At 42.9% G+C, this 23,347-nt stretch carries 19 protein-coding genes; 10 read left to right on the top strand and 9 right to left on the bottom strand.

Translation table 11 applies throughout. From position 1 onward, the window contains the following. Window positions 1–19: 19 nt before the first annotated feature. A complete protein-coding gene (locus EXT47_RS10280) occupies window positions 20–2,209 on the bottom strand; it encodes a carbohydrate binding family 9 domain-containing protein (RefSeq protein WP_039492332.1) in 2,190 nt (729 codons plus the stop codon). A 190-nt stretch (window positions 2,210–2,399) separates the two neighbouring features. On the opposite strand from EXT47_RS10280, the gene EXT47_RS10275 reads away from it, so the two are divergent. The 3 genes from EXT47_RS10275 (at window position 2,400) to EXT47_RS10265 (ending at window position 6,891) form a co-directional block, all read left to right on the top strand. Continuing rightward, on the top strand, window positions 2,400–4,373 hold the full coding sequence (locus EXT47_RS10275; protein WP_039492330.1) for a UvrD-helicase domain-containing protein: 1,974 nt from the start codon (window positions 2,400–2,402) through the stop codon (window positions 4,371–4,373). 87 nt (window positions 4,374–4,460) lie between these two features. After that, window positions 4,461–5,750: a Glu/Leu/Phe/Val dehydrogenase gene (locus EXT47_RS10270; RefSeq protein WP_130126537.1), complete on the top strand. Its 1,290-nt coding sequence runs from the start codon at window positions 4,461–4,463 to the stop codon at window positions 5,748–5,750. A 169-nt stretch (window positions 5,751–5,919) separates the two neighbouring features. Beyond that, the gene (locus EXT47_RS10265; RefSeq protein WP_010375495.1) at window positions 5,920–6,891 is read left to right on the top strand and encodes a RimK family alpha-L-glutamate ligase; all 972 of its coding nucleotides are present in this window, start codon (window positions 5,920–5,922) and stop codon (window positions 6,889–6,891) included. A 45-nt stretch (window positions 6,892–6,936) separates the two neighbouring features. Here EXT47_RS10265 and EXT47_RS10260 read toward each other — a convergent pair whose 3' ends face one another. Then, window positions 6,937–8,955 (bottom strand): ATP-binding protein, encoded by a 2,019-nt coding sequence (locus EXT47_RS10260; RefSeq protein WP_130126536.1) that lies wholly within the window; start codon window positions 8,953–8,955, stop codon window positions 6,937–6,939. A gap of 167 nt (window positions 8,956–9,122) precedes the next feature. On the opposite strand from EXT47_RS10260, the gene EXT47_RS10255 reads away from it, so the two are divergent. Both EXT47_RS10255 and EXT47_RS10250 read left to right on the top strand, forming a co-directional pair. After that, the gene (locus EXT47_RS10255) at window positions 9,123–10,280 is read left to right on the top strand and encodes an endonuclease/exonuclease/phosphatase family protein (protein WP_130126535.1); all 1,158 of its coding nucleotides are present in this window, start codon (window positions 9,123–9,125) and stop codon (window positions 10,278–10,280) included. Window positions 10,281–10,386: 106 nt separating this feature from the next. Next, complete coding sequence (locus EXT47_RS10250; protein ID WP_039492321.1) at window positions 10,387–10,797, top strand: hypothetical protein; 411 nt, start codon at window positions 10,387–10,389, stop codon at window positions 10,795–10,797. A gap of 35 nt (window positions 10,798–10,832) precedes the next feature. Here the strand turns inward: EXT47_RS10250 and EXT47_RS10245 are convergent, their stop codons facing one another. After that, window positions 10,833–11,039: a DUF2897 family protein gene (locus EXT47_RS10245; protein ID WP_039492319.1), complete on the bottom strand. Its 207-nt coding sequence runs from the start codon at window positions 11,037–11,039 to the stop codon at window positions 10,833–10,835. Window positions 11,040–11,184: 145 nt separating this feature from the next. Here EXT47_RS10245 and EXT47_RS10240 point away from each other — a divergent pair, with 145 nt between their 5' ends. After that, the gene (locus tag EXT47_RS10240; protein ID WP_039492317.1) at window positions 11,185–12,519 is read left to right on the top strand and encodes an ankyrin repeat domain-containing protein; all 1,335 of its coding nucleotides are present in this window, start codon (window positions 11,185–11,187) and stop codon (window positions 12,517–12,519) included. Between the two features lie 95 nt (window positions 12,520–12,614). Here the strand turns inward: EXT47_RS10240 and EXT47_RS10235 are convergent, their stop codons facing one another. The 5 genes from EXT47_RS10235 to EXT47_RS10215 form a co-directional block, all read right to left on the bottom strand. After that, complete coding sequence (locus EXT47_RS10235; protein WP_010606502.1) at window positions 12,615–13,052, bottom strand: DUF2069 domain-containing protein; 438 nt, start codon at window positions 13,050–13,052, stop codon at window positions 12,615–12,617. Then, window positions 13,049–13,600, bottom strand: coding sequence for an NAD(P)H:quinone oxidoreductase (gene wrbA, locus EXT47_RS10230; protein WP_130126534.1), 552 nt, complete (start codon window positions 13,598–13,600; stop codon window positions 13,049–13,051). Before wrbA ends, EXT47_RS10235 begins: the two co-directional genes overlap by 4 nt. After that, window positions 13,600–13,947, bottom strand: a complete 348-nt coding sequence (gene arsC, locus EXT47_RS10225) for an arsenate reductase (glutaredoxin) (RefSeq protein ID WP_130126533.1) — start codon at window positions 13,945–13,947, stop codon at window positions 13,600–13,602. The genes wrbA and arsC overlap by 1 nt, the downstream gene beginning before the upstream one ends. Before the next feature lie 129 nt (window positions 13,948–14,076). Beyond that, on the bottom strand, window positions 14,077–15,528 hold the full coding sequence (locus EXT47_RS10220) for a M48 family metalloprotease (RefSeq protein ID WP_130126532.1): 1,452 nt from the start codon (window positions 15,526–15,528) through the stop codon (window positions 14,077–14,079). Between the two features lies 1 nt (window position 15,529). Continuing rightward, on the bottom strand, window positions 15,530–16,195 hold the full coding sequence (locus EXT47_RS10215) for a hypothetical protein (protein ID WP_045989077.1): 666 nt from the start codon (window positions 16,193–16,195) through the stop codon (window positions 15,530–15,532). 309 nt (window positions 16,196–16,504) lie between these two features. Between EXT47_RS10215 and EXT47_RS10205 the strand changes: the two genes are divergently transcribed. After that, a complete protein-coding gene (locus tag EXT47_RS10205; RefSeq protein WP_045989076.1) occupies window positions 16,505–17,572 on the top strand; it encodes an AI-2E family transporter in 1,068 nt (355 codons plus the stop codon). Between the two features lie 43 nt (window positions 17,573–17,615). Here EXT47_RS10205 and EXT47_RS10200 read toward each other — a convergent pair whose 3' ends face one another. Then, on the bottom strand, window positions 17,616–18,653 hold the full coding sequence (locus EXT47_RS10200; protein ID WP_039492300.1) for a LacI family DNA-binding transcriptional regulator: 1,038 nt from the start codon (window positions 18,651–18,653) through the stop codon (window positions 17,616–17,618). Window positions 18,654–19,035: 382 nt separating this feature from the next. Between EXT47_RS10200 and pgi the strand changes: the two genes are divergently transcribed. The 3 genes from pgi (at window position 19,036) to pgl (ending at window position 23,147) form a co-directional block, all read left to right on the top strand. Continuing rightward, on the top strand, window positions 19,036–20,682 hold the full coding sequence (pgi, locus tag EXT47_RS10195; protein ID WP_130126531.1) for a glucose-6-phosphate isomerase: 1,647 nt from the start codon (window positions 19,036–19,038) through the stop codon (window positions 20,680–20,682). Window positions 20,683–20,967: 285 nt separating this feature from the next. Next, on the top strand, window positions 20,968–22,437 hold the full coding sequence (gene zwf, locus EXT47_RS10190; protein ID WP_039492296.1) for a glucose-6-phosphate dehydrogenase: 1,470 nt from the start codon (window positions 20,968–20,970) through the stop codon (window positions 22,435–22,437). Further along, window positions 22,437–23,147 carry a 6-phosphogluconolactonase gene (pgl, locus tag EXT47_RS10185; RefSeq protein ID WP_039492293.1) on the top strand — a complete coding sequence of 237 codons (711 nt, stop codon included), beginning with the start codon at window positions 22,437–22,439 and terminating at the stop codon, window positions 23,145–23,147. Before zwf ends, pgl begins: the two co-directional genes overlap by 1 nt. The last annotated feature ends 200 nt before the right edge of the window (window positions 23,148–23,347 follow it).

Raw genomic sequence — 23,347 nt, 5'->3', positions numbered from 1 at the left:
AGAAAATAATATGTGATCCTTACCATCTATATGTGTAAGCTAGTTTTATCGCCGTCTCATCGGTGGTTTCTACACGTTCATGCCAGCCAGATCCTAAGTCGTAACCGCGATTGATGCTAGCGATATAGACAGCATTTGGAGATGGCTCGTAACGTAACCGACTAAATAGCGAGAAATTGTTAGTTTGGTTATTGTGTTGTAATAACGTATTCCAAGACCACTCAGTGTTAAATGCAACGTTAATTTTGAGCTGAGTGTTGAATAGCTGATCATTAATACCATCTCTTTCATAGTAATACATATTACGACTCAAGTTTAAAAATAGATGTCTGTTCGGGCGGTAGTTTAGGTCAAGACTGACTCGCTCTAGCTCAGCATCATAAAATTCTCCCTTAGTGATGCGGGAAGTGAAATAAATAGGTCTGCTATTGGCACTACTGAAGTAAATTTCGTTTTGGTTGTAATTATATTCCTTAGGCACAAAAGTGAGTTTATTCGTAAAGCTAAAGGGTTTTGTTAACATCCTTTGATAGCGATTGTGCGTGAAGAAGAAAAAATCATCACTTTTAAAATCGATTTGTAGCGGTCTTATAAAAATGCTTTGTCCTTCACGCTTACCTTGCGTGTCCTCCCATAAATAATAAAAGCCGGTAAATTGGTAGTAATTAACCTGCTCACCTAACCAACCTGATTGTGGTCGTATTCTGTAGTGACTCACCGTTTCATAGTATTTTAGATCTTTCCTGTTCACAAAACCTAAAGTAGGATTAAAGTTCTTTCCTACATACTGAAAACGGTTGCGCATGTAAAATGTATCATTGAGCAGGCGCATCGACGCACCGTAAGACTTATTATCTTCATTAGAAATAGCATTGTGTGACGCCGATTCCGCTTCCTGATAATAGGCATGTGCATCAACAGGAAACTGTTCAAATATATTTCCTTGATAACGATAGTCTGCACCGAATAGCGTGCTATCTGATTGGTCATTGGGGCTACCGTGCGTCACTATTGCGCCTATTTGATGTTTGTCTACAACTTGGTGAATGATACGGGCAACACTTAATTGAGTATCTTCTGACTGCATGGCATCTTGCTCTTGGTTTACGCTCAATATGCCTAGGCGGGTGTTACCAATCTGCCCGGTAAGCTTAGTACCCCAGTTGATGTCTAACAGACCGGATTGGCGACCTTGCCCAATGCGCCTTGAATAGAAAGGCATGCCATTTGAATAGGTATCATCCATGCCACCAAAGCGGAAAATTTGACTATCTTGCAGGAAAAAATCACGTTTTTCAGTAAAGTACTGACTAAACCTAGTGGTATTTAAAGGGACTTCGTCCACTTCTGTGCCAGAAAAATCAGTGTTGATAGTCAGCATGGCTGATAGGTTTGGAGTGAGCTTGTATAACACATCAAGTGCAGGAGTGAGCTCGCTTTTTTCATTATTAGTGCTTTTTAGTGCTAGGCTTGGTTTTAGCTCTAGGCCGATACCTTGCTTCAAGTTGCGAAGACCGCTGATTGGTGCCAGTTGATTAGTGTGCCAAGCATAATTGTTGGGGTTATTGACGTTCCAGTAAATCTGCGTGTTCGGGCTTGCTGTTCTATGCCTTAACTGCAACCCCCATAGTGCGGCATTTTGCTCAAATGAGATGGATTGCATTGGGATCGCAATCTCAACTGACCAACTGTTTGCTTCTACGGAAGTTTTGGCATGCCAAAGTGTTTTCCACTGTGCGATATAGCTGGTGCCATCAACAAGGCCATCCTCTTTTACTCCGGAGGGAGTGACGTGAAATAAATATGCATCGGATTTATCGAAATTTGTGTCGAGCACTAGACCAAAGTAATCTTCGTCCCACATATATTCACCTTGGGAGAGTACTCTGTCGGTCAATGTATGTTTTGGTTGGTAAATTTTTGCTGCCACGTAAAAGAATTCACTGTCATAGCTGACATATGCTTCGATATTATGAGTGGGCTGGTCTCCAACATTGGGTCTAAATACCACAAAATCCTCAATCAGCCTCGCATCTTGCCATTCATCTTTAGATAACTTGCCATCAATAATGGGCTTGATATTGGTTTTAGGTATATGTGTTTCGGGCTGAGTGAACTGTTGCCAATTTGCTTCACTATAAGAGGAAGTAATGCAGGATAAGACGCAAAGCGCAATCAAGTGGGGTTTCTGGCTAAAAGTACTTTTCATATTGTTTTTCTCATTACGATGGATAGATAAATGATGCAGCAGTCGCTGTATAAAGAAGTGATAAAGGCGAGAATTGTGATGACAAAAAGGTGATTTATGGTGATGAAAAGGTGTCTAGTTAATTGAAATCAATGGTAATAAATAGCAATGACAAAATTTCATTAAGCGCGTTTTTGGGTTTCGTGCTAGCATGGCTGCAACGGAATTACTTTGTCTGATTGACCAATTGATAGCATTACATCTCTTTAGTCGGCTGTTTTATGGGGTACGTAGTGCCAAATGTACGAAAGAAGGCCTCCACCTTAAGTCGAAATCTGCTGACAGTTTCATCCCCTTTAGCGCTATGACGGTTCCGCCAGCACCTCAGCGAGGTTGGCTTGCTCAAAAAGTCCTGATCAAACAGGGTCACGAGACCTATGTGTTAGGTGTTAAAAATCAAGGTGCAGATGAGTTAGTGCAACAATTGCAACGACTGTGGATCTTACACCATGGCAAGCACTTGCAAGTCAAAATTCGTAAAATTGAGCAGTTATTAACGCGTCGATATCTCAGCCATCATAATCAAACTCTAGTACGTCATGTTTGCAGTGCCTTATGGTCCAGCTGGCAGCACCTAGATGACAATATCGTGCCAAGTTCGTTAAAGTCTCAAGTGGCAACTGTACGAGAAATTGCACTTTGGAATGAGCGTGATATTGCTGAGTTTCAGTCTGCTTTTGTCGAACACTACTTGGCAAAAGACGCTAACTATTTTGACAGCGTTGAATCAAATCCCCTTACAGTAGCTCAGCGTAAGGCTTGTGTGATCCAGGATGACAGGCAGTTACTGCTTGCTGGCGCAGGCACGGGTAAGACAAGCGTTATCAAGGCCAAAGTTGGGTATCTTTTGCATCGTAAATTAGCTCAGGCGAATGAGCTGTTATTGCTTGCGTATGGTAATGATGCCGCGACGGAGATGCGTCAACGCTGTCAGCCTCTCTGTAATACCTTAAATTGCTCTACCTTTCATTCGCTTGGCATGCAGATCATCGAAGCGGTTACCGGGGCAAAGCCGACAATTTCAACTCTAGCAACGGATAAAAAACTATTTAAACAATTTATTGCAGACACCGTGCAGTCGTTGCGACAAGAAAGCCACTTTGAGCGAGACTTTGCGCTATTTCTGAAAAGTTCGAGCACACAGCAAGCGTCACAGGCGATAGACCTGATAAGTCAGGTATTACCTTTGATGAAGCATGCTCAAATAATGGGTGAGGTTGAGCAACTGCTGACGCAATTTAGCAATCAAATGAGTGTGATCATGCCAGTTCTTGCGGAATATCAGCTGTATTTAAGCAATGAGTCTAGCATCGATTTCGATGACATGCTGGAGCGGGCTATTTATTACGTAGAGTCTGGTCAGTTTATTTCACCGTGGAAGTTCATCTTGGTCGACGAATTTCAAGACATCTCCCGTGTACGTGCAAAGCTCATTCAGGTGCTGCTAGATAAAAAAGCTGGCTCGCAATTGTTCGCCGTTGGTGATGATTGGCAGGCTATTTATCGCTTTAGTGGTGGCGATATGCGCCTAACTACCGAATTTACTCGCTATTTTGGTAAGTCGACGACCACATATTTGGATAAAACATTCCGTTATCCTCAAACCATTTTAGATACGGCGAGTGAGTTTATTTGCCGCAACCCAGAACAAATAACCAAGCATATCACTTCTCATACCACCGGCGTAGCGGGGCAGGGTGTGGTAAAAGTTATGGTGGATGACGAATTGTCGCAGGCGCAACAACTGCTTAATCTTATCGAGCAGCGCAACGAAGGAAAAGCTTCCGTTGCCCTACTGGCAAGAAATCACAGAGCATTACCTGATAAATCAAAGATTGCGCAGTGGCGACAGCTCTATCCAGAACTTATTATTTCACATAACACCTTTCACGGTGCTAAAGGGACTGAAGCAGACTTTACGATAGTATTTGGTCTCAAGCATCGAAATTTTCCGTCACAGGTAAAAACGCCAGCATTTGTCGATGCGCTTTTACCTGCACAAGGGGCATTTCCCGACGCAGAAGAGCGGCGCTTATTCTACGTGGCGTTAACCAGAGCGAAGAAACAATGCTTTTTACTAGCGCCAAACGATGCACCTTCCTACTTTTTAGAGGAAATCGCATAATTATTAATCCCATGTTGATGGACTTGATCTTTTTGCGCCATGCACTCATACAATTACTTGTTGAATTAAAAAATAAGCGAGGAAAGGATGAGTACGGATCTACTAAAAGACGCGTTGAAAAGATTAAACCATATAGTCGAAAAAACAGGAATTAACGAGTCTACCTATCAAGCGTTAGCCCAGCCTCAAAGAACGCTGTCGAGCAACATTTCAATTCGTCGTGACAACGGTAAGCTTGATTATTTTAAGGCGTATCGTTGTCAATACAATGATTTGCTAGGCCCAACAAAAGGCGGAATACGCTTTCACCAAGAGTCTGATATGAGTGAGGTGCAAGCTTTAGCCCTTTGGATGACACTAAAGTGTGCGGCGGTTGGCGTGCCATTTGGCGGTGGTAAAGGTGCCGTAACCGTTGACCCTAAATCACTGAGTCCGATGGAGCTTGAGCGCCTTGCTCGAGCATATATTAGAGCTAATGCTGATTTTATTGGACCCGATCAAGATATTCCCGCACCGGATGTGTACACCAATGCCAGAGTCATGGGTTGGATGATGGATGAATACGAGAAAATCGTCCGTAAAAAAAGTCCAGCCGTGATCACTGGTAAACCGCTTATTTTTGGAGGGAGTGAAGGGCGAGAGTCCGCCACGGGTCGCGGTGCATTTTTAATGATAGAGCGGCTTAGTGAAAAAAATAATTGGAATAAAGCGGAACAAACAGTAGCTATTCAAGGCTTTGGTAATGGTGGCTATCACTGTGCAAGGCTGTTGCAGCAAGCGGGCTATAAAGTCGTTGCAGTAAGCGATTCAAAAGGCGGGATTTACTGTAAAGATGGCTTAGATATAGAAAGCATTTATCAAGAAAAGCTGCGCAATAAGGCGCTTAAAGCCGTGTACTGTGATGATTCGGTCTGTGAAAGCGTTGAACATAAAGTGCTGAGTAATGAAGAGCTGCTTGCGCTGGATGTGGACATTTTGGTGCCCGCAGCACTATCCGGCGCAATCACCCGAGATAACGCCAAAGCAGTATCGGCAAAGTATATTGTCGAAATTGCCAATGGACCGATTGAGGCGGACGCCGACGAAATCTTGCATGAACAGGGCGTGATAGTGATCCCTGATATTTTAGCTAATGCCGGCGGCGTTATCGTAAGCTATTTTGAGTGGTGTCAGAATCGCCAAGGTGAAGCTTGGGACGAACATACTGTGCAAGATAAATTGGCGCAATATTTATCGAATGCATTTGAAGCGGCGTGGCAGCTGCGAAGTGATGAAGGGCTTGAGATGCGAGATGCCGTATACAAACTGGCGTTAAAACGGATTGAGAGCGCCTTGGAAGCTCACGGGACACAATCTTACTTTGAAAATCGTGAGTAGTTTTTTAGATTGTGTCGATAAATTTTTTTTGCTGTACTGTTTTCGGGTGAGTCCACATAATCGCGCTTTTGTTTGGGGGCCGGTGATACACGAACCTGCTTAGGTGTTTTCACTTAACAATTCGTGTCAACAGCGACCCTCTTATTCCGCTACTCAAGGGGCAATTCGTATGCGCGGTTGGATCATTTACAAAGACTCTGCCAGTTTGTTAAAACCTGAAATTTATGAAATAGATAGATTGATGGCGGTGGCAAAGGAAGAAGGTATTGATCTTCAAGTTTACTCACCTGATCAATTCGATCTATTGGTAACCAGAGAAGATGAAGAAAGTATTCTAATCGATGGCCAGCCGGTTGCGTTACCTGACTTTGTTCTGCCGCGTATGGGGGCAGGCACGACTTACTTTACGCTTGCGATTATTCGTCACCTTGAGCGTTTAGGCGTACATTGTTTTAACTCTTCACAGTCTATCGAAACTGTAAAAGATAAGCTGTATGCGCAGCAGATCCTTGCAGAGCAAAACTTACCAACACCAAAAACCATGTTGGTTAAGTTCCCTGTAAATATTGAACTGGTAGAGAAGCAAATTGGTTTCCCGGTGGTGATTAAAACGCTATCAGGCTCGCAGGGCAGCGGCGTATTTTTGTCTAAATCACGCGGTGAATTTGATGATTTGATGCAACTCATTGAAGCGACAAATCCAAAAGCAAATATCATTTTGCAGCGTTTTGTAAAGTCGAGTCATGGTCGAGACTTACGTGTATTGACCATTGGTGGTCGTGCTGTCGCTTGTATGGAGCGTAATTCTGGCGGTAAGAACTTTAAGGCCAACGTAAGTTTAGGTGCAAAAGGTAGCCCACACCCGATCACCCCTGAAATCGAATGGCTAGCAACACAAACCGCTAATATCCTGAATCTAGATGTTGCTGGCATCGACTTATTATTCGATGAAGAGCATTTTAAAATTTGTGAAGCAAACTCAAGTCCAGGTTTTGAAGGGCTAGAACAGGCTGTAGACATTGATGTGGCGAGAGAGATTTTACACTTTATTCGAATTCGCTTAGGGATCTTTAATCGCACTGGTCAATCAAAGAAGAGCAGTAACGGCACTAAAGCGAGCAAAGAAAAAGCAGCGGAATAATACCGTTACGTCATAACACGAAAGGAGCTAGGTCAAGCTCCTTTTTTATTGCGTGAAGGGCTCAAGCGCGCTTCTTAGTGCGTCAAGCTGAATAGGTTTAGACAGAAAGTTATTCATGCCGGCTTCATAACAGGCTGCCTTATCGGACTCTGAAGTATTGGCGGTCAACGCAACAATATGTGGTCCTTGGTGTTTATCTTTAGCAAGCCGACGAATACTGCGAGTGGCTTCAAAGCCATCCATAATCGGCATGACGCAATCCATAAACACAATATCAAAGGCTTTGTTTTGGCATGATTTTACGGCTTGCTCGCCGTTATAAACTTTGTCGATGTGAGTTGCACCAAACTGATTCAGTAACTTTTCCATCACCAGTACGTTGATTTGATTATCATCTACAAGCAGGATTTTACATTCTGATAAGGAAATATGCTGCTCTTCAGTCTTTTGCTCTTGTACGTCGTTGGCCTCGTCTGCAAACTCTATTGGGAAGGTAACGATAAAGGTACTTCCTTTACCTAACTCACTTTCTACCTGTACTTCGCCTTGTAACAAATTACAAAGCTCAAATACGATTGAAAGGCCAAGACCAGTACCACCAAAATGCCGACTTACACTGGCATCGCCTTGGCTAAATGGCTGAAAAAGATGTACTTGATTGGTCTTAGCAATCCCTATGCCTGTGTCTGAGACACTTAATTGTAGAACCGGTGAAGTTTCACTTCCCAGCACGTCGGCATAAATATCGATACTACCCGTTGGTGTAAATTTGATGGCGTTACTCACGAGGTTTGCAATAATTTGTTTAACTCGAGTCGGGTCTGAATAGAGCCAATTTGTGCCTTGTTTATGAATATGGAAGTTGATTGCAAGCCCTTTTTCGCGACAGGCTGGACTGTACAGGCCAACAACTTGTTCGACTAACTGATGAAGATCAAACGCGGTATTGTCTAGCTTCAGGTTGTTACTATTTAACTTACTAAAGTCTAATACGTCGTTTATCAATGTGATCAACATATCTGCACTGTTGACTGCGACGCTCAGGTTACTCTTGATTTCTTTTATGTCGGTTTCTTTTCGGCACGCTTGCAGCATGCCGACTAAGCCATTCAGCGGGGTTCTTAATTCATGGCTGATTTTGGCGATAAATTCACTTCGAGTCTTAAGAAGTTGCTCCGCTTCTTCGCGCTTTTGCTCTAATGCAATACGCATTTTGACTTGTTCATCGATATCTTGAATGGCACCAAAAACCCTAACGCATTCACCATTTTCATATTCACCTTGACCGTGAGAGGCGACCCACTTTTCGTTGCCGTTGGCATCAATAATAATGGACTCTATGTCCCATTTGGTTTTGGAGGTGATGGCGTCGTCTATGGCTTGTTTAATGTTTCCTTGGTGAACGCCGGGTTTGTAGAAGCTGATGGCATTGTCGAGTGTTGGTGTAAAATTATCATCAACGCCATGAATGAATCGCGTTTGTTGGCTCCAATACACTTTGTTCTTTTTAAAGTCGACTTCCCATGAGCCAATATCAGCAAGACGACTCATCGCTGCTAATGCTTGTGATCGGTGTTGTATTTTTTTTAACGCCTTTTGCCGAGAAATTTCAACACCAATCCATTGACCTAATAAACTCACATAATCTAAGTGTTCTTGACTGAACGCTTGGGCTTTGGCGCTTGATGCGGAAAAGTTGACGGTACCATAGCGTTTACCATCAACAATAATCGGCGCACCAATGTAGCTTTCTAGGCCAAAGTTTGCGTAGCAAGGGTGAGTGGCAATTTCGCTGGTACCAGCGTGATGAAAAGACAGTGCGCTGTCAGCTTGTAAAGTGTGCCAGCAATAGGTGTTTGCCAGTTCAAAATCCGTACCTACCAACAAAGAATTATCTGGAGTGATCACATGCCTTACTGTGTATACATCAGCTTGGATTTCACTGACGATTGCAATATCAAGCTCAAATACATCGAGGCCAAGAGTCAGCAGCGCCGTCACTTTTTCTTCAAATGTGGTGTCTTGGTTTGTGGTGATGAGGTGTAATCGTTTTAAAATACTCACAAATTTCACATTGGCAGTACAAGGCAGTTAATCATTTAACTTTAACCGCTCTTTGCTAACTTGCCAACATTAAATCGTTTGAGTCTGTCGAGATAATTTCCGTTTTTCAAAGGATTATGAATAAAATAGTCATCGCGGGATTTATCACAATTTTTTAAGGCAAGTCTATGAAATACGTAGGTCTACTTTTTTTATTAATGACAACGGTCGTAAGTGCACAAACACTTCGTGTTGCTACCTTTAATGTCAGTATGGAAGCAACGAACTATCAACAAAAAGGGCAAGCACTGGACTCTCAAAAGCTCAGTAAGTTGCTACAGAATGGTCAACATCAACAAATCAAGAATATTGCAGAAATCATTCAGCGTGTTCGTCCAGATGTGATTCTGCTCAATGAATTTGATTACATCGCTGAACCAAATAAAGGTGTACAGGCATTTGTAAATAACTATCTAGCACAACCTCAAGCGGATCAGCAGCCGATATCGTACTCTTACTTTTATATTGCGCCAGTCAATACTGGATTACCAACACCGTTTGATTTAGATAATGACGGTAAGCAATCTAACTATGGCGGTGATGCCCAAGGGTTTGGGCTATATGAGGGGCAATATGGGATGGTTGTGCTGTCAAAGTACCCGATTAAAAAAGAGCAGGCCCGAACTCTGCAGGCATTTCTTTGGAAAGATATGCCAAACCATATGGTGACAATAGATCCGACGACGAGACAGCCTTGGTATAGTGAGCAAGAGTGGCAAAGCTTGAGGCTAAGCTCAAAATCTCACTGGGATCTGCCAATTGAAGTGAATGGTAAATTGTTTCACCTGTTGGCTATGCACCCAACTCCCCCTGTCTTTGATGGTGAAGAGGATAGAAACGGCAACAGAAATCACGATGAGATCCGCTTAATGGCTGATTATATCGACCCTAAACGTAGCCAGTACATTTATGATGACAATGGTGTTAAAGGTGGCCTTAAAAATGATACACGATTTATCATCGTCGGTGATTTAAACGCTGCTGATAAAGGCGATAAACATAGACCAGACGTGATAGAACAATTATTAGATAACCCTAAAGTATGCTCGAACTTTACGCCAAAAAGCAGAGGGGGAAGTGAACATAGCAAGGAAAGTGAGAGTCGCAGTTATACCGCACATTGGGGGGCACGCGTAGATTACGTATTGCCATCCAAGTTCGGTTTTCGAGTGATTAGCAGCGGGGTTTTCTGGCCAAGCAAAGAAGATGAATTATTCCGTTTAGTGGAAAGTCGTCATGCCAGCTCCGATCACCGTTTAGTTTGGGTAGACGTGGAAGTTAAGTGACCGCAGTGATTGGTCAATTGTGTCGCTTATTACAAATTTAAACAATGACTAACGGAACTAAACCGAAATAACCCTTAAGCTTGCACTTAATGAATAGGAGAGTGTGATGAAAAGAATTCTATTAAGTGTTGGTTTAGCGGTTTGGTTATCCGGGTGTGCTCATCATGATGATGTGCGTCCATCGTCTGATGGTGTGCATAATATTATGTTATTTTCCGACAGCCGTGATGCTGGTAGTAAAGAGGCATTAAAGCAGGCCAGACACTATTGCAAACAAGCTGATATGGTCGCGTATGTTGTGAATCTAGATATCATTTATAACAGTGATACGCCTGAGAGTACTTATATCACGCAAAAAGGCGTAGCTAACGCCGTTGAGGCTGCCGGTATGGCGATGTGGATTTTTGGTCGAAATAGTGTCGATGATGCAGGTGCTGCAATGACCATAGGTGGAGGAATAGCCGATGGTGCGCTCGGTAATCCTTATGATGTGCGATTAAATTTCAAATGTGGATGAATGATTAGTCAGCACGTCTAACGTCGCAACATGCTTCAATCTTCATCCTTTTTTGGATTATTTTGAGGCGTGTTGTTTTTGGGCGTTACCTTATCTTTGTCAAAAGGCGCCGTTTGCTCGTCTATTTTCTTTTTCATTTCAAATTTGGCGGAATATTTTAACAACGCAATATTGCTCCAAATCACCCCTAACACACCAGCAATGATCAAGATCACTTGCCATGTTTCTAATTGATTGCCCATTCTAGCTCCTCAAAAAAGCCCTATTTTTTAAATTTGTCCTGAAATAGGTGAGCATTTTAGCGCGACTGTTGATATTATTCACCACCTAGTCATTTCGCGATAATTATGCTGCATATATTTACATTCTGAGGATAATAGCGCATTCATGGAACAAGTGTTAATTTGGCCTGCCCAGTATCCCATGCTGTTAAAGGGGTTAATCGAACAAAACGGTGCTTACATTCTAGATGCCATAGAGGCATGGCCGAATTGCCAACAAATGAAAGATGAGCAGGGCGTAACGACCACTGTTCTACCTCCTTTATTTTACCTCGCTTGGCTACGACCGCTAGAGCCGTTCGAAGCCTGTTATTTTCAGCATATTGATGACTATGACGATAAACAGCGTCAATACGTTAATAGCGTAATTCAACACATTGAGGAAAATGATACTGATCAGGATGAGCTAATAAAAACTCTTATTCAGCGTCTTGGTCAGTACTCTAACATTCAAGCTCAGGTACAAGAGCAAAGTTTATCGTTTGTAGAGTTGCTCTATGACAAAAATTATGAAAAGACGCTGATATGGCTATTGGAGAAAGGACTTAAGTTTAGCGCGAAAGAAATTGTTGCTCTGTGGTGCAACAGCTCGGAGGCAACACAGACGGTACTATTGACTCATATTGATACTTGTCTGCTTGACCGAGCCGCTACTGCTAAACTAGCAACGGATAGTTTGCTGGATGGACAGCAGACCTTTGAGCTGCTTTGCGCGATGTGTGACAAAGATGAAGTGACGGGTCTTTTGGAACAAGCGCTATTGTTCCAGCTAACCCAACAACAGGTGAAGCAATCAGCGATTATTACGCTGGTAACGCAGGGCGCGAAAGGAACGGCAAGAGATAGCAGCGGGCGCTCTGCCATTATGTTAGCGGTTGAAAATGGTTTTGTGAGTGCGGTTGAAACTATGTTGCCGCACCATAAAGTAAATGAGTTGGACGAATCGGGCAGGAACTTAATGCATTATGCGGCGGCATCGAACTCTGCTGCTATGATCGAAATGATTTTTGAACATGGTGATGACCCGACGCTTGCGGATATTCATGGCGACACCCCTTACCGTGTTGCTATGAAAAATCAGGCACTTACTTCTAAGCAAACATTTGAACAGCGCGGTATTATCGAGCTTTCTAACGAAGCAAAGTATCAAAAAATAAAAACCGTCCATATTCTTTATGCCTTTGCTGCGATTTTGCTACCACTTCAGTTATTTTTATTTTTTACTGATGAGGTTGATGAAAAAACCATTGCAACACTTGTCACTACGGCCGCTTCTATCGCAATTTTTGTTTTTGCGAGACGAAAACGCAGTAATCCCCTCTATCCGAGCAGCTCAACACCTTGGTCACTCATCGGGGTAAATGCGTTAGCTTGGCTCAGTATTGGTGTGCAGGTATTGTTTTCAGTATTGGTGTTGATAGCCGTACTCTCGTTGCAGTAGCTTACCATATCGAATAATACCAAGGCATGAATACGAAAAAAGCGCAGCTACTTCATTGAAGACTGCGCTTTTTTAATGGAGTTACGCAAGCGAGATTATGACTCTTTATGTTCGTGAGCTGCCTTTTCGTCGGCAAGGTCTTCTTTTAACTTGCGGATCTTCAATCCTAACTCTTGGCCTCTGTGTCTTGCATAGTAAGTGCAACCAATAAACATGGACGTTGCAAAGCCAATCTCAAGCAGGACTAACAATAGCTCGTCTGGAGATGTCCATAAAAGGGTAAAGCCGTGGATAAAATAAAACATTACGACAAAGTTTGCCCACGCATAAGTGTATGGCTTATCTTGTAAAATACCTTTAAGCGGGAGTAATAAAGGTAAAACGTACACCACAAAGACAAAGCCCAAGCTGTAACCTTCTCTTGGTGCAAGCACGAAGAGCCACAGTGGCATCAGGATCAAAAGACCAAAATACCCGACTAGCGCAAAGCGTTGAAAGCGTCTAGTGATGGGCTTTTTTGCAATTTCATTCATGTTAACTTTTCCGCGACGCGTAGCAGTCGACTCGCTGCTGCACGACAAATTTTGATTTCTGTTTGAGTGAGTGAAGCATTGTTTTGGCTGCCCGCAACATGTGTTGCACCGTAAGGCGTCCCGCCCATTTCGGTTGCTAAAAGCTCTGGAACATCATAGGGGATACCTAACAACATCATGCCGTGGTGTAATAACGGTAAGGAGAGGTTGAGTAGAGTAGCCTCGTTGCCACCGTGCATACTGCTTGAAGAAGAAAATACGCAGGCTGGTTTATCGATGAGCGCGCCTTTAAGCCACAGATCGCTGGTGGTTTCCCAAAACGCTTTCGCTTGGGCTGCCATCATGCCAAAGCGTGTTGGTGTACCGAACGCTAACCCGTCGCATGCTACTAAGTCTTGCTTTGTTACGATCACATCATGGTCTTGGCGCTTCTCAAATACGCGCACTATGGCTTCACCACCTTGTGACACTATGGTGTCTGCAAATTCGTGCGCCATATTCGCCACAGAGCCATGACTGGAGTGGTATAAAATAAGAATTTTACTCATTACAGGATATCAAGCACTGACTCTGGGGGTCTACCAATCGCTGCCTTATCACCTTTGACAACGATAGGACGTTCAATCAGTTTAGGGTTTTCAAGCATGGCTGTGCGCAGTGTCGCTTCGTCCGAGTCATTCGATAGTCCAAGCTCTTTGTAGAGCGTCTCTTTGCTGCGGACGAGCTGGTGAGCAGAACTAAATCCAAGTTTAGAAAGTAAATTAGCCAAAGTGTCACTATCAATTGGCGTCTTTAGGTATTCAATAACGGTAGGATTAACGCCATTGGACTCTAGTAAAGCTAGGGTTTCACGTGATTTTGAACAGCGCGGGTTGTGATAGATTTCTACTGACATGATTTCGCTCTATTTTGCTCTAAGTCGTAATGTAAGCGGATCATAGCTTAATGTAGAGATGACGAAAAGCGATGTGCGAGAAAATTGGCTTAAATACGTTTTTACTATTGCTGTAAGAAATCGCTAAGCCTACAGCTTAGCGATTTCTTTTTGCATATTACGGTATTGGCTAAGTAGTGCCTTTAACCTTGTACGCTTGATATCTTCTTTGTCTTCAACATGATTGAGTGCACGTTGTACTTCGTCTGCTGCCTTATTAAATGCACCGTACTGGGCATAGACACTCGCTTTTGACTCATGGTAAGCCGCCTTGTTTTCTTGGGCTTCGTAGGCTTGTGTGAGTAAATCACGAGCGAGGATATGATCTGGTTTCTCAAGCAAAAAGATCTTAAGCAATTGCTCTGCAACTTCATACTGTTTTGCTTTTATGGCGGCATTAGCATAATTCAGTGTGATAACTTGGTTATTGGGCCTAAGTTGATGTTGAGCTTGAAGCATCTCAACGGCTTTGTCTGAGTGCTCTGTCGCAATTAAATAATCGGTATACACATCAAGATAAAACAGGTTATTTGGATCTTTTTCTAACAACTCATCCAATAGTTTGCCAGCTTCCTCGTATTTTTTTTGATCGAGTAACGTGATTGCTAATCCGTATTGTAGGGCGCGCTTGTCGAGCTCTGCTGAGCGCTTTAAAGCGTTTCTGAAAAAGGCTTCCCCAGCATCTTCGGAATAATAGTATCGAGCAAGCACACGGCTTTTAGCCAACGCGTAGGAAAGGCTTGAGGGGTAATGCTTTTTCTCGAATTGTTGTGCTCTAAGTCTAACGTCCGATACTCGACTGTCGGGTAACGGGTGCGTAAGCAAAAATGCGGGTGGCTTATTTTTAAAGCGAATTTGATCCGAGAGCTTAGTTAAAAATTCACTGGCCGCATAGGGGTCAAAGCCTGCTTTATGTAATGTATTCATACCAAATCGGTCGGCTTCTTGCTCCGCTTTTCGGCTATGCGTTAGTTGGTTCAACGATGATTGCGTTTGGCTTGCGGATAAAATGGCGATACCTGCATCTGGGGCAACAACGGTTGCCAAAATACCAGTAATAAGCCCCGCTATGGTCAAGGCGCTGTTGTCTTTTGCGTTTTGTACGCGGCGTGCTAAATGACGTTGGGTAACGTGCGCAATTTCGTGGCCAATAACGGATGCTAATTGACTCTCGTTATCGGATTGCGCAATGAGTCCCGTATGTACACCAACGTGGCCCCCGTAAAAAGCGAAGGCATTAATATCTTTGTTATTTATCCAAAAAAAAGTAAATGGAAAGCGTACGTCATTAGCATTGGCGACGAGGCGATTGCCCAGGCTAGTTAAGTACTCTTCAAGTACCGGATCGCCAACCACAGGGGAGCGCGAGCGTAGCTGCATCATCATGACTTCGCCGATCGCTTGCTCTTTTTCAATAGGTAGTACTTGGAGAGCTGAAGTGCCTAAATCTGGTAATTTCAGCTCTGTTTGTGCAATAGCGCTGCTTGATGCAGCGAGCACAAATGTTAAAACGATTGAATTTAATAGGGGTTTTAACCGCATTTTAATCCCTTTTAAGGTCTTCTCCGAGCATGATCCTAGCTAAGTCGACTTCATCATTGCATGCTCGAGCATCTTTTTCGCAAAGTTGGTAAAAATCTTTTATTGAGACCCCATCAACACCTGTGATGTTCAATTCTTTTTGCAAAAACGTCACTGTCATATGTAGCACTTTGTGCGCATGAAGTATTAAAGCTTTGTCGGCTATATCACCACGTTCAAAGTAAAACGCAATGAATTTATGGAGCTGGTTGATGCGCAGTAAGTTTTTCATCGTGTGCGGATCCCACACTCGGAATTCTAAAAAACGATTATCTTTAACATAGGCATCAATCTTGGTGCCTTTGGCTATTGGGTAAGCCCAAAGCTCAAAGCCTCTATCAGTAAATGCTTGATGTAATGCTATTTGAGGTTTATTGTCACAGTGAATTATGCCACTGTCATCTTCATAACCACCTAACAGTTCTATATTCCAGTTTCGCTTATCTAGTAAACGCTTTACCGCATTATCAAAGCCGTGATGGAGCAGACCTTCACATTCACTTACCGCTGAGGCGACAAGGTGATAAAAAGGCGGAAGTTCACCCCAATTAATTTGCTTTTTGTACCAATTTATTTCTTTTAGTGTTGGATTGGCTGGCAATCGGGCCTTATTATTAACGCCTGGCATTAAGATTCCCAAGAAGTAGAGTATGCTATTAAGAATAAACCATCAACGCCTTGAGGGCTACCGCATTGAGTGATTTGTGTGGAGACAAGACAACAAAATTTGTGCATGATTTGCGAGAATTTACCTGTCCCGCATTATTTGTTCAGTTTAAGTGGCGGTTAAAGCGCCATGACTATACTCTAGGCAAACTAAAGTTGCTGATGAGTCAGGATCAAAGCTTGTTAGACATAAAAAAATATTTGGATGGTAACTCGGTGAGTTACCAAATTATTGAAATTGAAAGCGGTGAAGTGTGTTTGGAGATCATGGATGTTTGAGTTAGTAAAAGCGTGGTATATCAAAAAGTTTTCAGATCCACATTCCGTTACTCTATTGCTGATGCTAGTTGCTACGGTTGCTTTGCTGTACTTTTTTGGCAGTTATGTCATGCCGGTACTGGTCGCAATTGTCATAGCTTATTTACTAGAATGGCCAGTGAACAAGCTTACCCGAGTGACTGGCAGTAGGATGTTATCAGCAGTAGTGGTAATGGCGGTATTTGTGGGGGTCGCTTTGGGGCTGGTATTTGGTATCGTTCCCGTTTTGTGGCAACAGTTAAGTAACCTGCTCCAAGAAAGTCCAACCATGGTCGAAGAGGGTAAGGACTTCCTTTTACATTTACCTGAATACTATCCGACGCTGATCTCTACAACTCAGGTACAGGCAATTGTGAGTTCTGTGGAAAGCAAACTGTTAGAGCTTGGCGAAGTCATTGTGTCAGCCTCATTAACTTCATTAAAAGACGTTGTCGCTTGGATGATTTATTTAGTCTTAGTGCCGCTGCTTGCTTTTTTCATGTTGAAAGACAAGTCAGAGCTTACATCTGGAGTTTCAAAAATTATACCCAAGGACAGAAAGCTCATTTCACAAGTGTGGCATGAGATGGACCAACAAATCATGAATTATATTCGTGGTAAAGTTTTTGAGATTGTCATCGTTGGAGTAGTGAGCTTTGTGACCTTTTCCATTTTGGATTTACGTTATGCCGCACTACTGGGAACGTTGGTTGGACTCTCTGTACTTATCCCATTTATTGGTGCTGCACTCGTTACCTTACCCGTTGCTGCAGTTGCTTTGTTTCAATTTGGTCTAGCGCCAGAATTTTGGACCATTCTCATCGCGTACGGCATTATTCAAGCATTAGATGGTAATGTTTTAGTGCCGTTATTGTTTTCAGAAGCAGTGGATCTCAACCCTGTTTATATCATTGTTGCAGTGTTATTTTTTGGTGGTTTATGGGGATTTTGGGGCGTATTCTTTGCGATTCCACTTGCATCTCTGGTCAAGGCGCTGATCAATGCATGGTCGAGTAAGAGTGAAGAACTGTTGGCGAAATAGTGAGAATTTTTGATGTTAGTCGGCTCAAGAGCCGACTAAATAGCTATTGTGTGATCCTACCCGTGCTTTCACGAACCACCATACTCGGTGTGAACACATGTGAGACTTCTTTATCATTTTTTCGATGTCCCCGTGTTTTAGAAAACAATAAACGCGCAGCATGTTCAGAAATAATGTTGTTAGCCTGATGTGCAGTCGTAAGCTTTGGCCAAGTTTGGCGGGAGAATGGAGAGTCTTCGAAGCCACTGATAGACAATTGACCCGGGATCTCTATATTCATCAGCCGCGCAGCAAATAAAGCTCCAGCGGCTACCTCATCGTTACCACCTAAAATCGCAGTGATTTGGTTTGGATTACCATCGGCCAGCAGCGCTTTAGCGCCTTTTACCCCTGATTCAAATGAGTAAGTACCGTGATAGAGCAGTGTATCGTCTTGTTTTATATCGTGTGCTTTTAGGGCATCGCGATATCCGGCTAACCGTTCCGTCGTTGATTTGTGTTCTTCATCCCCAAGTACAAACGCAATTTTTTTATGTCCAAGTTGGATCAGATGCTCAGTAATTTCATAGGCTGCAGCGTAGTCGTCAACAAAGATACAGTTATTTGCGCTATTTTTCGCTTCTTGCGCTCGACCAGAAAGTAGACGCACGTAATGTATGCCCAGCTCATCTAGCATATCAATAATGGATTGTTGCTCGGATAGAGGAGGAGTCAAGACTAAACCTGCAAGACGTGAGCGTTTGATCATAGTGACGAATTCTTCGGCCATATTTTCCGAATTTGATTCACAGGGGTGGATGACGAGTTCATATCCTTCATCTCTACAGCGAGATAACACCCCGTTTTGCATATCAATGACATAATACGCATTGGGATTGTCGTAGACCAAGCCAATTGCAAATGAAGAAGTACCAGCTAAGTTTCTCGCAGCGATATTAGGCTGATAATTAAGCTCTTTGACAGCCAGCATTACTTGATCGTAGGTTTTTTTTCTAACCGAAGGTTCTTTATTGATTACCCGCGATACGGTTTTCATAGATACGCCAGCTAGCTTGGCAACATCATTAATAGTGACTTTCATGTAGTTGTTCTTCTATTTACAGGTCTGTATCGATCATTATTAAGCACAGAGGAATAGTAGCGCTTTATGTATGCAGAAGCTAGCGCCCAATTTCTGAGATATTTAGCCGCTAAGGCGACCATCGGCTTAATAAAAGGATCATCTGTTTTTCTTAGTCTATCTAATAAGTACAGAATTTAGCACTACAATTCGCAGAAATAAATGAATGATACCGGTGTCAAAAATTTTATTTTAGGTTATTATTCGCAATGTAAAATTGAAAAGAAGCGATTTGACAGCGTTGTCATTTTGGCATAATGTGCTTGTTTAATAATGTTTCTTTGTTGTTACTACCTGAAAAGTAAGGTAACTAACAATCACTTACGTCTTAGGGGAATATGTAATGGGTGGTCGTGTAGATTTGGATAGTTGGCAAAAGCTCAGTGGTTCTGCGCAGCGAGTAGAGCAACAGCATTTAAAAACGATGTTTGCAAACGATGCACAAAGATTTGAAAAGTTCTCTCGTCAAATCTCAGGTGTGTTGTTCGACTTTTCCAAGCAACGCATTGACGACCAAACATTCTCTGAAATGATGCAGCTCGCAAAAGAGAGCGATATCGCGCTTTGGCGAGAAAAGATGTTTTCTGGTGAAAAAATAAATATCACCGAAGACCGAGCGGTTTTACATACGGCGCTGCGTAACCGAGCTAATACACCTATTTACGTGGATGGTGTAAATGTTACTGAACAAGTCAATGCAGAATTAGAAAAACTACAAGTATTTAGTAACCGAGTTCGTTCAGGCGAGTGGCAAGGGTATACAGGCAAAGCTGTAAAAGATGTGGTTGCGATTGGTGTTGGCGGATCTAACTTAGGCCCGCAAATGGTAACTGATGCGCTTGCTGCGTATGCAGATGACACGCTAAATGTGCATTATGTTTCGAATGTTGACGGTGTACAGATTGCTTCAGTACTAAAAGGTTTGGACGCAGAAACAACCCTGTTTGTTGTGTCATCAAAAACCTTCACAACCTCTGAAACTATGACCAATGCAAAGACTGCCGTTGAGTGGTTTTTGAATGCTGCAAATGATAGAGCGGCAATCGCCAAGCATTTTGTTGCGGTGAGCACTAACCTTGAGAAGACCAGAGCGTTTGGTATTAGCGATGACAACGTGTTTACGATGTGGGACTGGGTTGGCGGTCGTTTCTCGCTTTGGAGCGCGATAGGATTACCAATCGCACTTTATGTAGGCTTCGATAAGTTTGTCGAAGTACTTGAAGGTGCGTTTGAAATTGATGAGCACTTTAAAACGGCAAACAACGAAGACAATATTCCACTGTTGATGGCGTTACTTAGTGTATGGAATACCAGCTTCTTAGGGTATCAAGCACAAGCGATTTTGCCTTATGATCAGGCGCTTCATATGCTGCCTGCGTATTTACAACAAGGTGAAATGGAAAGTAATGGTAAGCATGTTACTTTTGCAGGAGAGCAGGTAAACTATACGACTGTGCCAATTATTTGGGGCATGACAGGGATAAATGGCCAGCATGCTTTTTATCAGTGTTTACACCAAGGTAATGTGATTGTACCGGCTGATTTTATCGCTTCGATTGAACCGCAAAACAAAGTAGGCCAGCATCACGATATTTTACTGTCTAACTTCTTCGCGCAAACGGAAGCGATGATGGCGGGTGTAGATGCACAGCAGGTTCGTGAAGATTTAACGGCTAAAGGTAAGTCGGATGCGGAAATCGACAAGTTGATCCCGCATAAAATACACCAAGGTAACCGTCCAACCTCTTCATTTATCTTAGATAAGGTAGATGCAAAAGCTGTGGGCCGACTAATTGCCTTGTATGAACACAAGATTTTCTGCCAAGGTATTATTTTGGATGTGTGTTCATTTGACCAGTGGGGTGTTGAGCTTGGTAAAGGGCTTGCTTCAAATATTGAAGCCGAGCTAACGCAAGAAGGCGTTACTAACCCGCATGATAGCTCAACGGCGGGTCTAATCGCTTATTACAAGCAAAAGAGAACAAATTAATACTTCGAGTGGAACTGGAAGTAAACAGAATACCTTTGAACGGGTAGCGCTGGAGTACTTAGAACCTGTATTTTTGTGAGAGGAAATACAGGTTTCTAAGACTCATTTATACCAACTTACTTAATCTCTCAAATTGAGCAGGTCTTAAGTCGAATTGATATTACTAGTGCATTGCAATCGAAATCATCACCCGTTACACAATGAGTTTGGTAGGCTTTGGAGTGGCTCCAAATCGAATAAACACTGCGTGCTTGTAGTGCACGCCTAACCTAATGAGAGTGAATTATGCTTAATCCTTTTGACATCGTAATTTTTGGTGGGGGAGGCGATTTAGCACTTCGCAAACTCCTACCTGCCTTGTATCGTGCATATCAAGAAGGTAACTTACCTGAAGGCACTCGCATCTTACCGACCGTTCGTGAACAAAACAAACAACAAGAATTTATCGAAACGGCACATATCGCATTACAAACTCACCTTGGCAAAGGCGAATACAACAAGAAAGATTGGTCTGCATTTGAACAGTTTTTAGTGCCTGTGGTAGTCAACGTTACTGAAGAAGATGAACACTGGGATACGCTAAAGAATATTTTGGCTGATGGGGAAGATAAGTCTCGTGTATTCTACTTGTCACTTCCTCCAGCGGTTTATGGCCGTTGTTGTGAGCTATTGTCAATCAAAGGGCTAATCACTGAGCAATCACGTGTAGTTGTTGAAAAGCCTATTGGTTATTGCGGCAAATCTGCAGAAGAAATTAATGCCAAAATCGGTGAGTTCTTCTCGGAAGAGCAAGTATTCCGTATCGATCATTATCTAGGTAAAGAAACGGTTCAAAACCTGATGGCACTTAGATTCTCAAACGCACTGTTCGAGAATTTATGGGATGCTAAAGCCATAGATAATATTCAGATCAGTATCTCTGAAACAGTCGGTCTTGAAAGCAGAGCTGGCTTCTACGACAAAGCGGGTGCACTTCGTGATATGGTACAAAATCACTTATTGCAACTACTTTGCTTGGTTGCGATGGAGTCACCACATAAACTTAATGCCAACAGCATTCGCACTGAAAAGCTTAAAGTATTAGAAGCGCTTAGACCGCTAATTGACTCAGATGTAGATAATAATGTTGTGCGTGGTCAATATGTGCCAGGCGACCTTGAAGGTAAGCTGGTACCTGGCTACCTAGAAGAGTTGGGCGAAGGGTCGAGTAAAACAGAAACATTTGTTGCTATTCGTGCTCACATTGATAACTGGCGTTGGTCTGGCGTGCCTTTCTATTTAAGAACAGGGAAGCGTATGAAAAAGCGTTGTGCTGAAATTGTGGTTGAATACAAGCCTGTTTCTCACAATGTTTATGGTGATGCGGCGGGTCCAATTCAGCCAAACCGTCTGGTAATAAGATTACAACCTGAAGAAAGTATTCAGTTAACGCTAATGTCTAAGCGTCTAGATAACCTTGAAATGCAGCTAGAGCCAGTGACGCTAAATATCTCATTGAGTGAAAAGTATAACAATGGCTATCATTCAGACGCATATAAGCGCTTAATGCTAGACGCCGCTGCAAATAACCCTGCTTTATTTATTCACCGTGACGAAGTGCGCCAAGCGTGGCAGTGGGTTGATCCAATCATTGAGCGTTGGCAGAGTAAAGGGGCTCCGTCACTTTATCGTGCTGGCTCTTGGGGTCCTGAAGACGCCGATGAACTGCTAGAAGAAAACAAACATGTTTGGTTCAACGCGGGAGAGCAAGCGTAATGGCACAGTTAACAGAAAGAAATTTCAACTCGAAAGATGAAATGACAGCAGCGCTTGCAGAGCTACTTCAAGCTGGGCTCAGTCAAGGTATTGAGCAGGACGGTGAAGCTGTGCTGTTAGTATCTGGTGGTTCATCACCGGCTCCAGCGTATCGTTACCTTTCTGGTGTTGAACTAGGCTGGGACAAAATTACGGTTGCTATGGTTGATGAACGCTGGGTCGAACCGGAACACGAAAAGTCTAACGAAGCATTTATCAAGTCGACATTACTGCAAGACAAAGCGGCAAATGCTCGATTTGTGACGATGAAGAATGCGACAGTGTCAGCAGAAGAGGGCGCTGATTTATGTGAGTCTGCTTATGCAGCGTTGAAAAAACCGTTCGATGTTACTATTTTGGGAATGGGACCTGATGGTCATACCGCCAGTTTATTTCCAAATGCAAAGGGCCTAGAGCACGCGTTAACGACCACAAACACTGTGTGCGCAATTAATGCTCATCAAAGCGAAGTGACAGGTGAGATCACCGAGCGCATGAGTTTGTCTTTGGCGGGAATAGCTAACTCTAAGGCGGCTGTTTTATTGATCTCTGGTGATGAAAAAAAGGCGGTGTATGAAGCGGCAAAACAACCCGGCTCAGAGTATGAAGTACCACTGCGCGCTGTATTGAATCACCCTGATATTAATTTGACCGTATTTTGGTGCCCGTAACCCGAGTGCATCTACTAGAAATAGTAAAATGTAAGGCTGGCGTGATAGCTGGCCTTACCTTGATTACTTGAGTCAACTGATTGAATATCTCTGGACATTCAGCTCGGAGCGACAACACTTCTTACTTCTTACTTCTTACTTCTTACTTCTTACTTCTTACTTCTTACTTCTTACTTCTTACTTCTTACTTCTTACTTCTT

The sequence above is a fragment of the Pseudoalteromonas sp. CO342X genome, from assembly GCF_004208915.1.
Lineage (GTDB): Bacteria > Pseudomonadota > Gammaproteobacteria > Enterobacterales > Alteromonadaceae > Pseudoalteromonas > Pseudoalteromonas maricaloris.
Note: the sequence above shows the minus strand (reverse complement) of the source record. Positions and strands in the feature narration are given on the sequence as shown.

What these genes read in the sequence shown, in the direction of transcription:
- arsC (WP_130126533.1), bottom strand. Translation starts at nt 13,947, where the DNA reads ATGTCAGTAGAAATCTATCACAACCCGCGCTGTTCAAAATCACGTGAA.
- EXT47_RS10250 (WP_039492321.1), top strand. Translation starts at nt 10,387, where the DNA reads ATGAAAAGAATTCTATTAAGTGTTGGTTTAGCGGTTTGGTTATCCGGG.
- EXT47_RS10275 (WP_039492330.1), top strand. Translation starts at nt 2,400, where the DNA reads ATGGCTGCAACGGAATTACTTTGTCTGATTGACCAATTGATAGCATTA.
- wrbA (WP_130126534.1), bottom strand. Translation starts at nt 13,600, where the DNA reads ATGAGTAAAATTCTTATTTTATACCACTCCAGTCATGGCTCTGTGGCG.
- EXT47_RS10255 (WP_130126535.1), top strand. Translation starts at nt 9,123, where the DNA reads ATGAAATACGTAGGTCTACTTTTTTTATTAATGACAACGGTCGTAAGT.
- EXT47_RS10280 (WP_039492332.1), bottom strand. Translation starts at nt 2,209, where the DNA reads ATGAAAAGTACTTTTAGCCAGAAACCCCACTTGATTGCGCTTTGCGTC.
- pgl (WP_039492293.1), top strand. Translation starts at nt 22,437, where the DNA reads ATGGCACAGTTAACAGAAAGAAATTTCAACTCGAAAGATGAAATGACA.
- EXT47_RS10240 (WP_039492317.1), top strand. Translation starts at nt 11,185, where the DNA reads ATGGAACAAGTGTTAATTTGGCCTGCCCAGTATCCCATGCTGTTAAAG.
- EXT47_RS10245 (WP_039492319.1), bottom strand. Translation starts at nt 11,039, where the DNA reads ATGGGCAATCAATTAGAAACATGGCAAGTGATCTTGATCATTGCTGGT.
- zwf (WP_039492296.1), top strand. Translation starts at nt 20,968, where the DNA reads ATGCTTAATCCTTTTGACATCGTAATTTTTGGTGGGGGAGGCGATTTA.
- EXT47_RS10265 (WP_010375495.1), top strand. Translation starts at nt 5,920, where the DNA reads ATGCGCGGTTGGATCATTTACAAAGACTCTGCCAGTTTGTTAAAACCT.
- EXT47_RS10215 (WP_045989077.1), bottom strand. Translation starts at nt 16,195, where the DNA reads ATGCCAGGCGTTAATAATAAGGCCCGATTGCCAGCCAATCCAACACTA.
- EXT47_RS10205 (WP_045989076.1), top strand. Translation starts at nt 16,505, where the DNA reads ATGTTTGAGTTAGTAAAAGCGTGGTATATCAAAAAGTTTTCAGATCCA.
- pgi (WP_130126531.1), top strand. Translation starts at nt 19,036, where the DNA reads ATGGGTGGTCGTGTAGATTTGGATAGTTGGCAAAAGCTCAGTGGTTCT.
- EXT47_RS10235 (WP_010606502.1), bottom strand. Translation starts at nt 13,052, where the DNA reads ATGAATGAAATTGCAAAAAAGCCCATCACTAGACGCTTTCAACGCTTT.
- EXT47_RS10200 (WP_039492300.1), bottom strand. Translation starts at nt 18,653, where the DNA reads ATGAAAGTCACTATTAATGATGTTGCCAAGCTAGCTGGCGTATCTATG.
- EXT47_RS10270 (WP_130126537.1), top strand. Translation starts at nt 4,461, where the DNA reads ATGAGTACGGATCTACTAAAAGACGCGTTGAAAAGATTAAACCATATA.
- EXT47_RS10220 (WP_130126532.1), bottom strand. Translation starts at nt 15,528, where the DNA reads ATGCGGTTAAAACCCCTATTAAATTCAATCGTTTTAACATTTGTGCTC.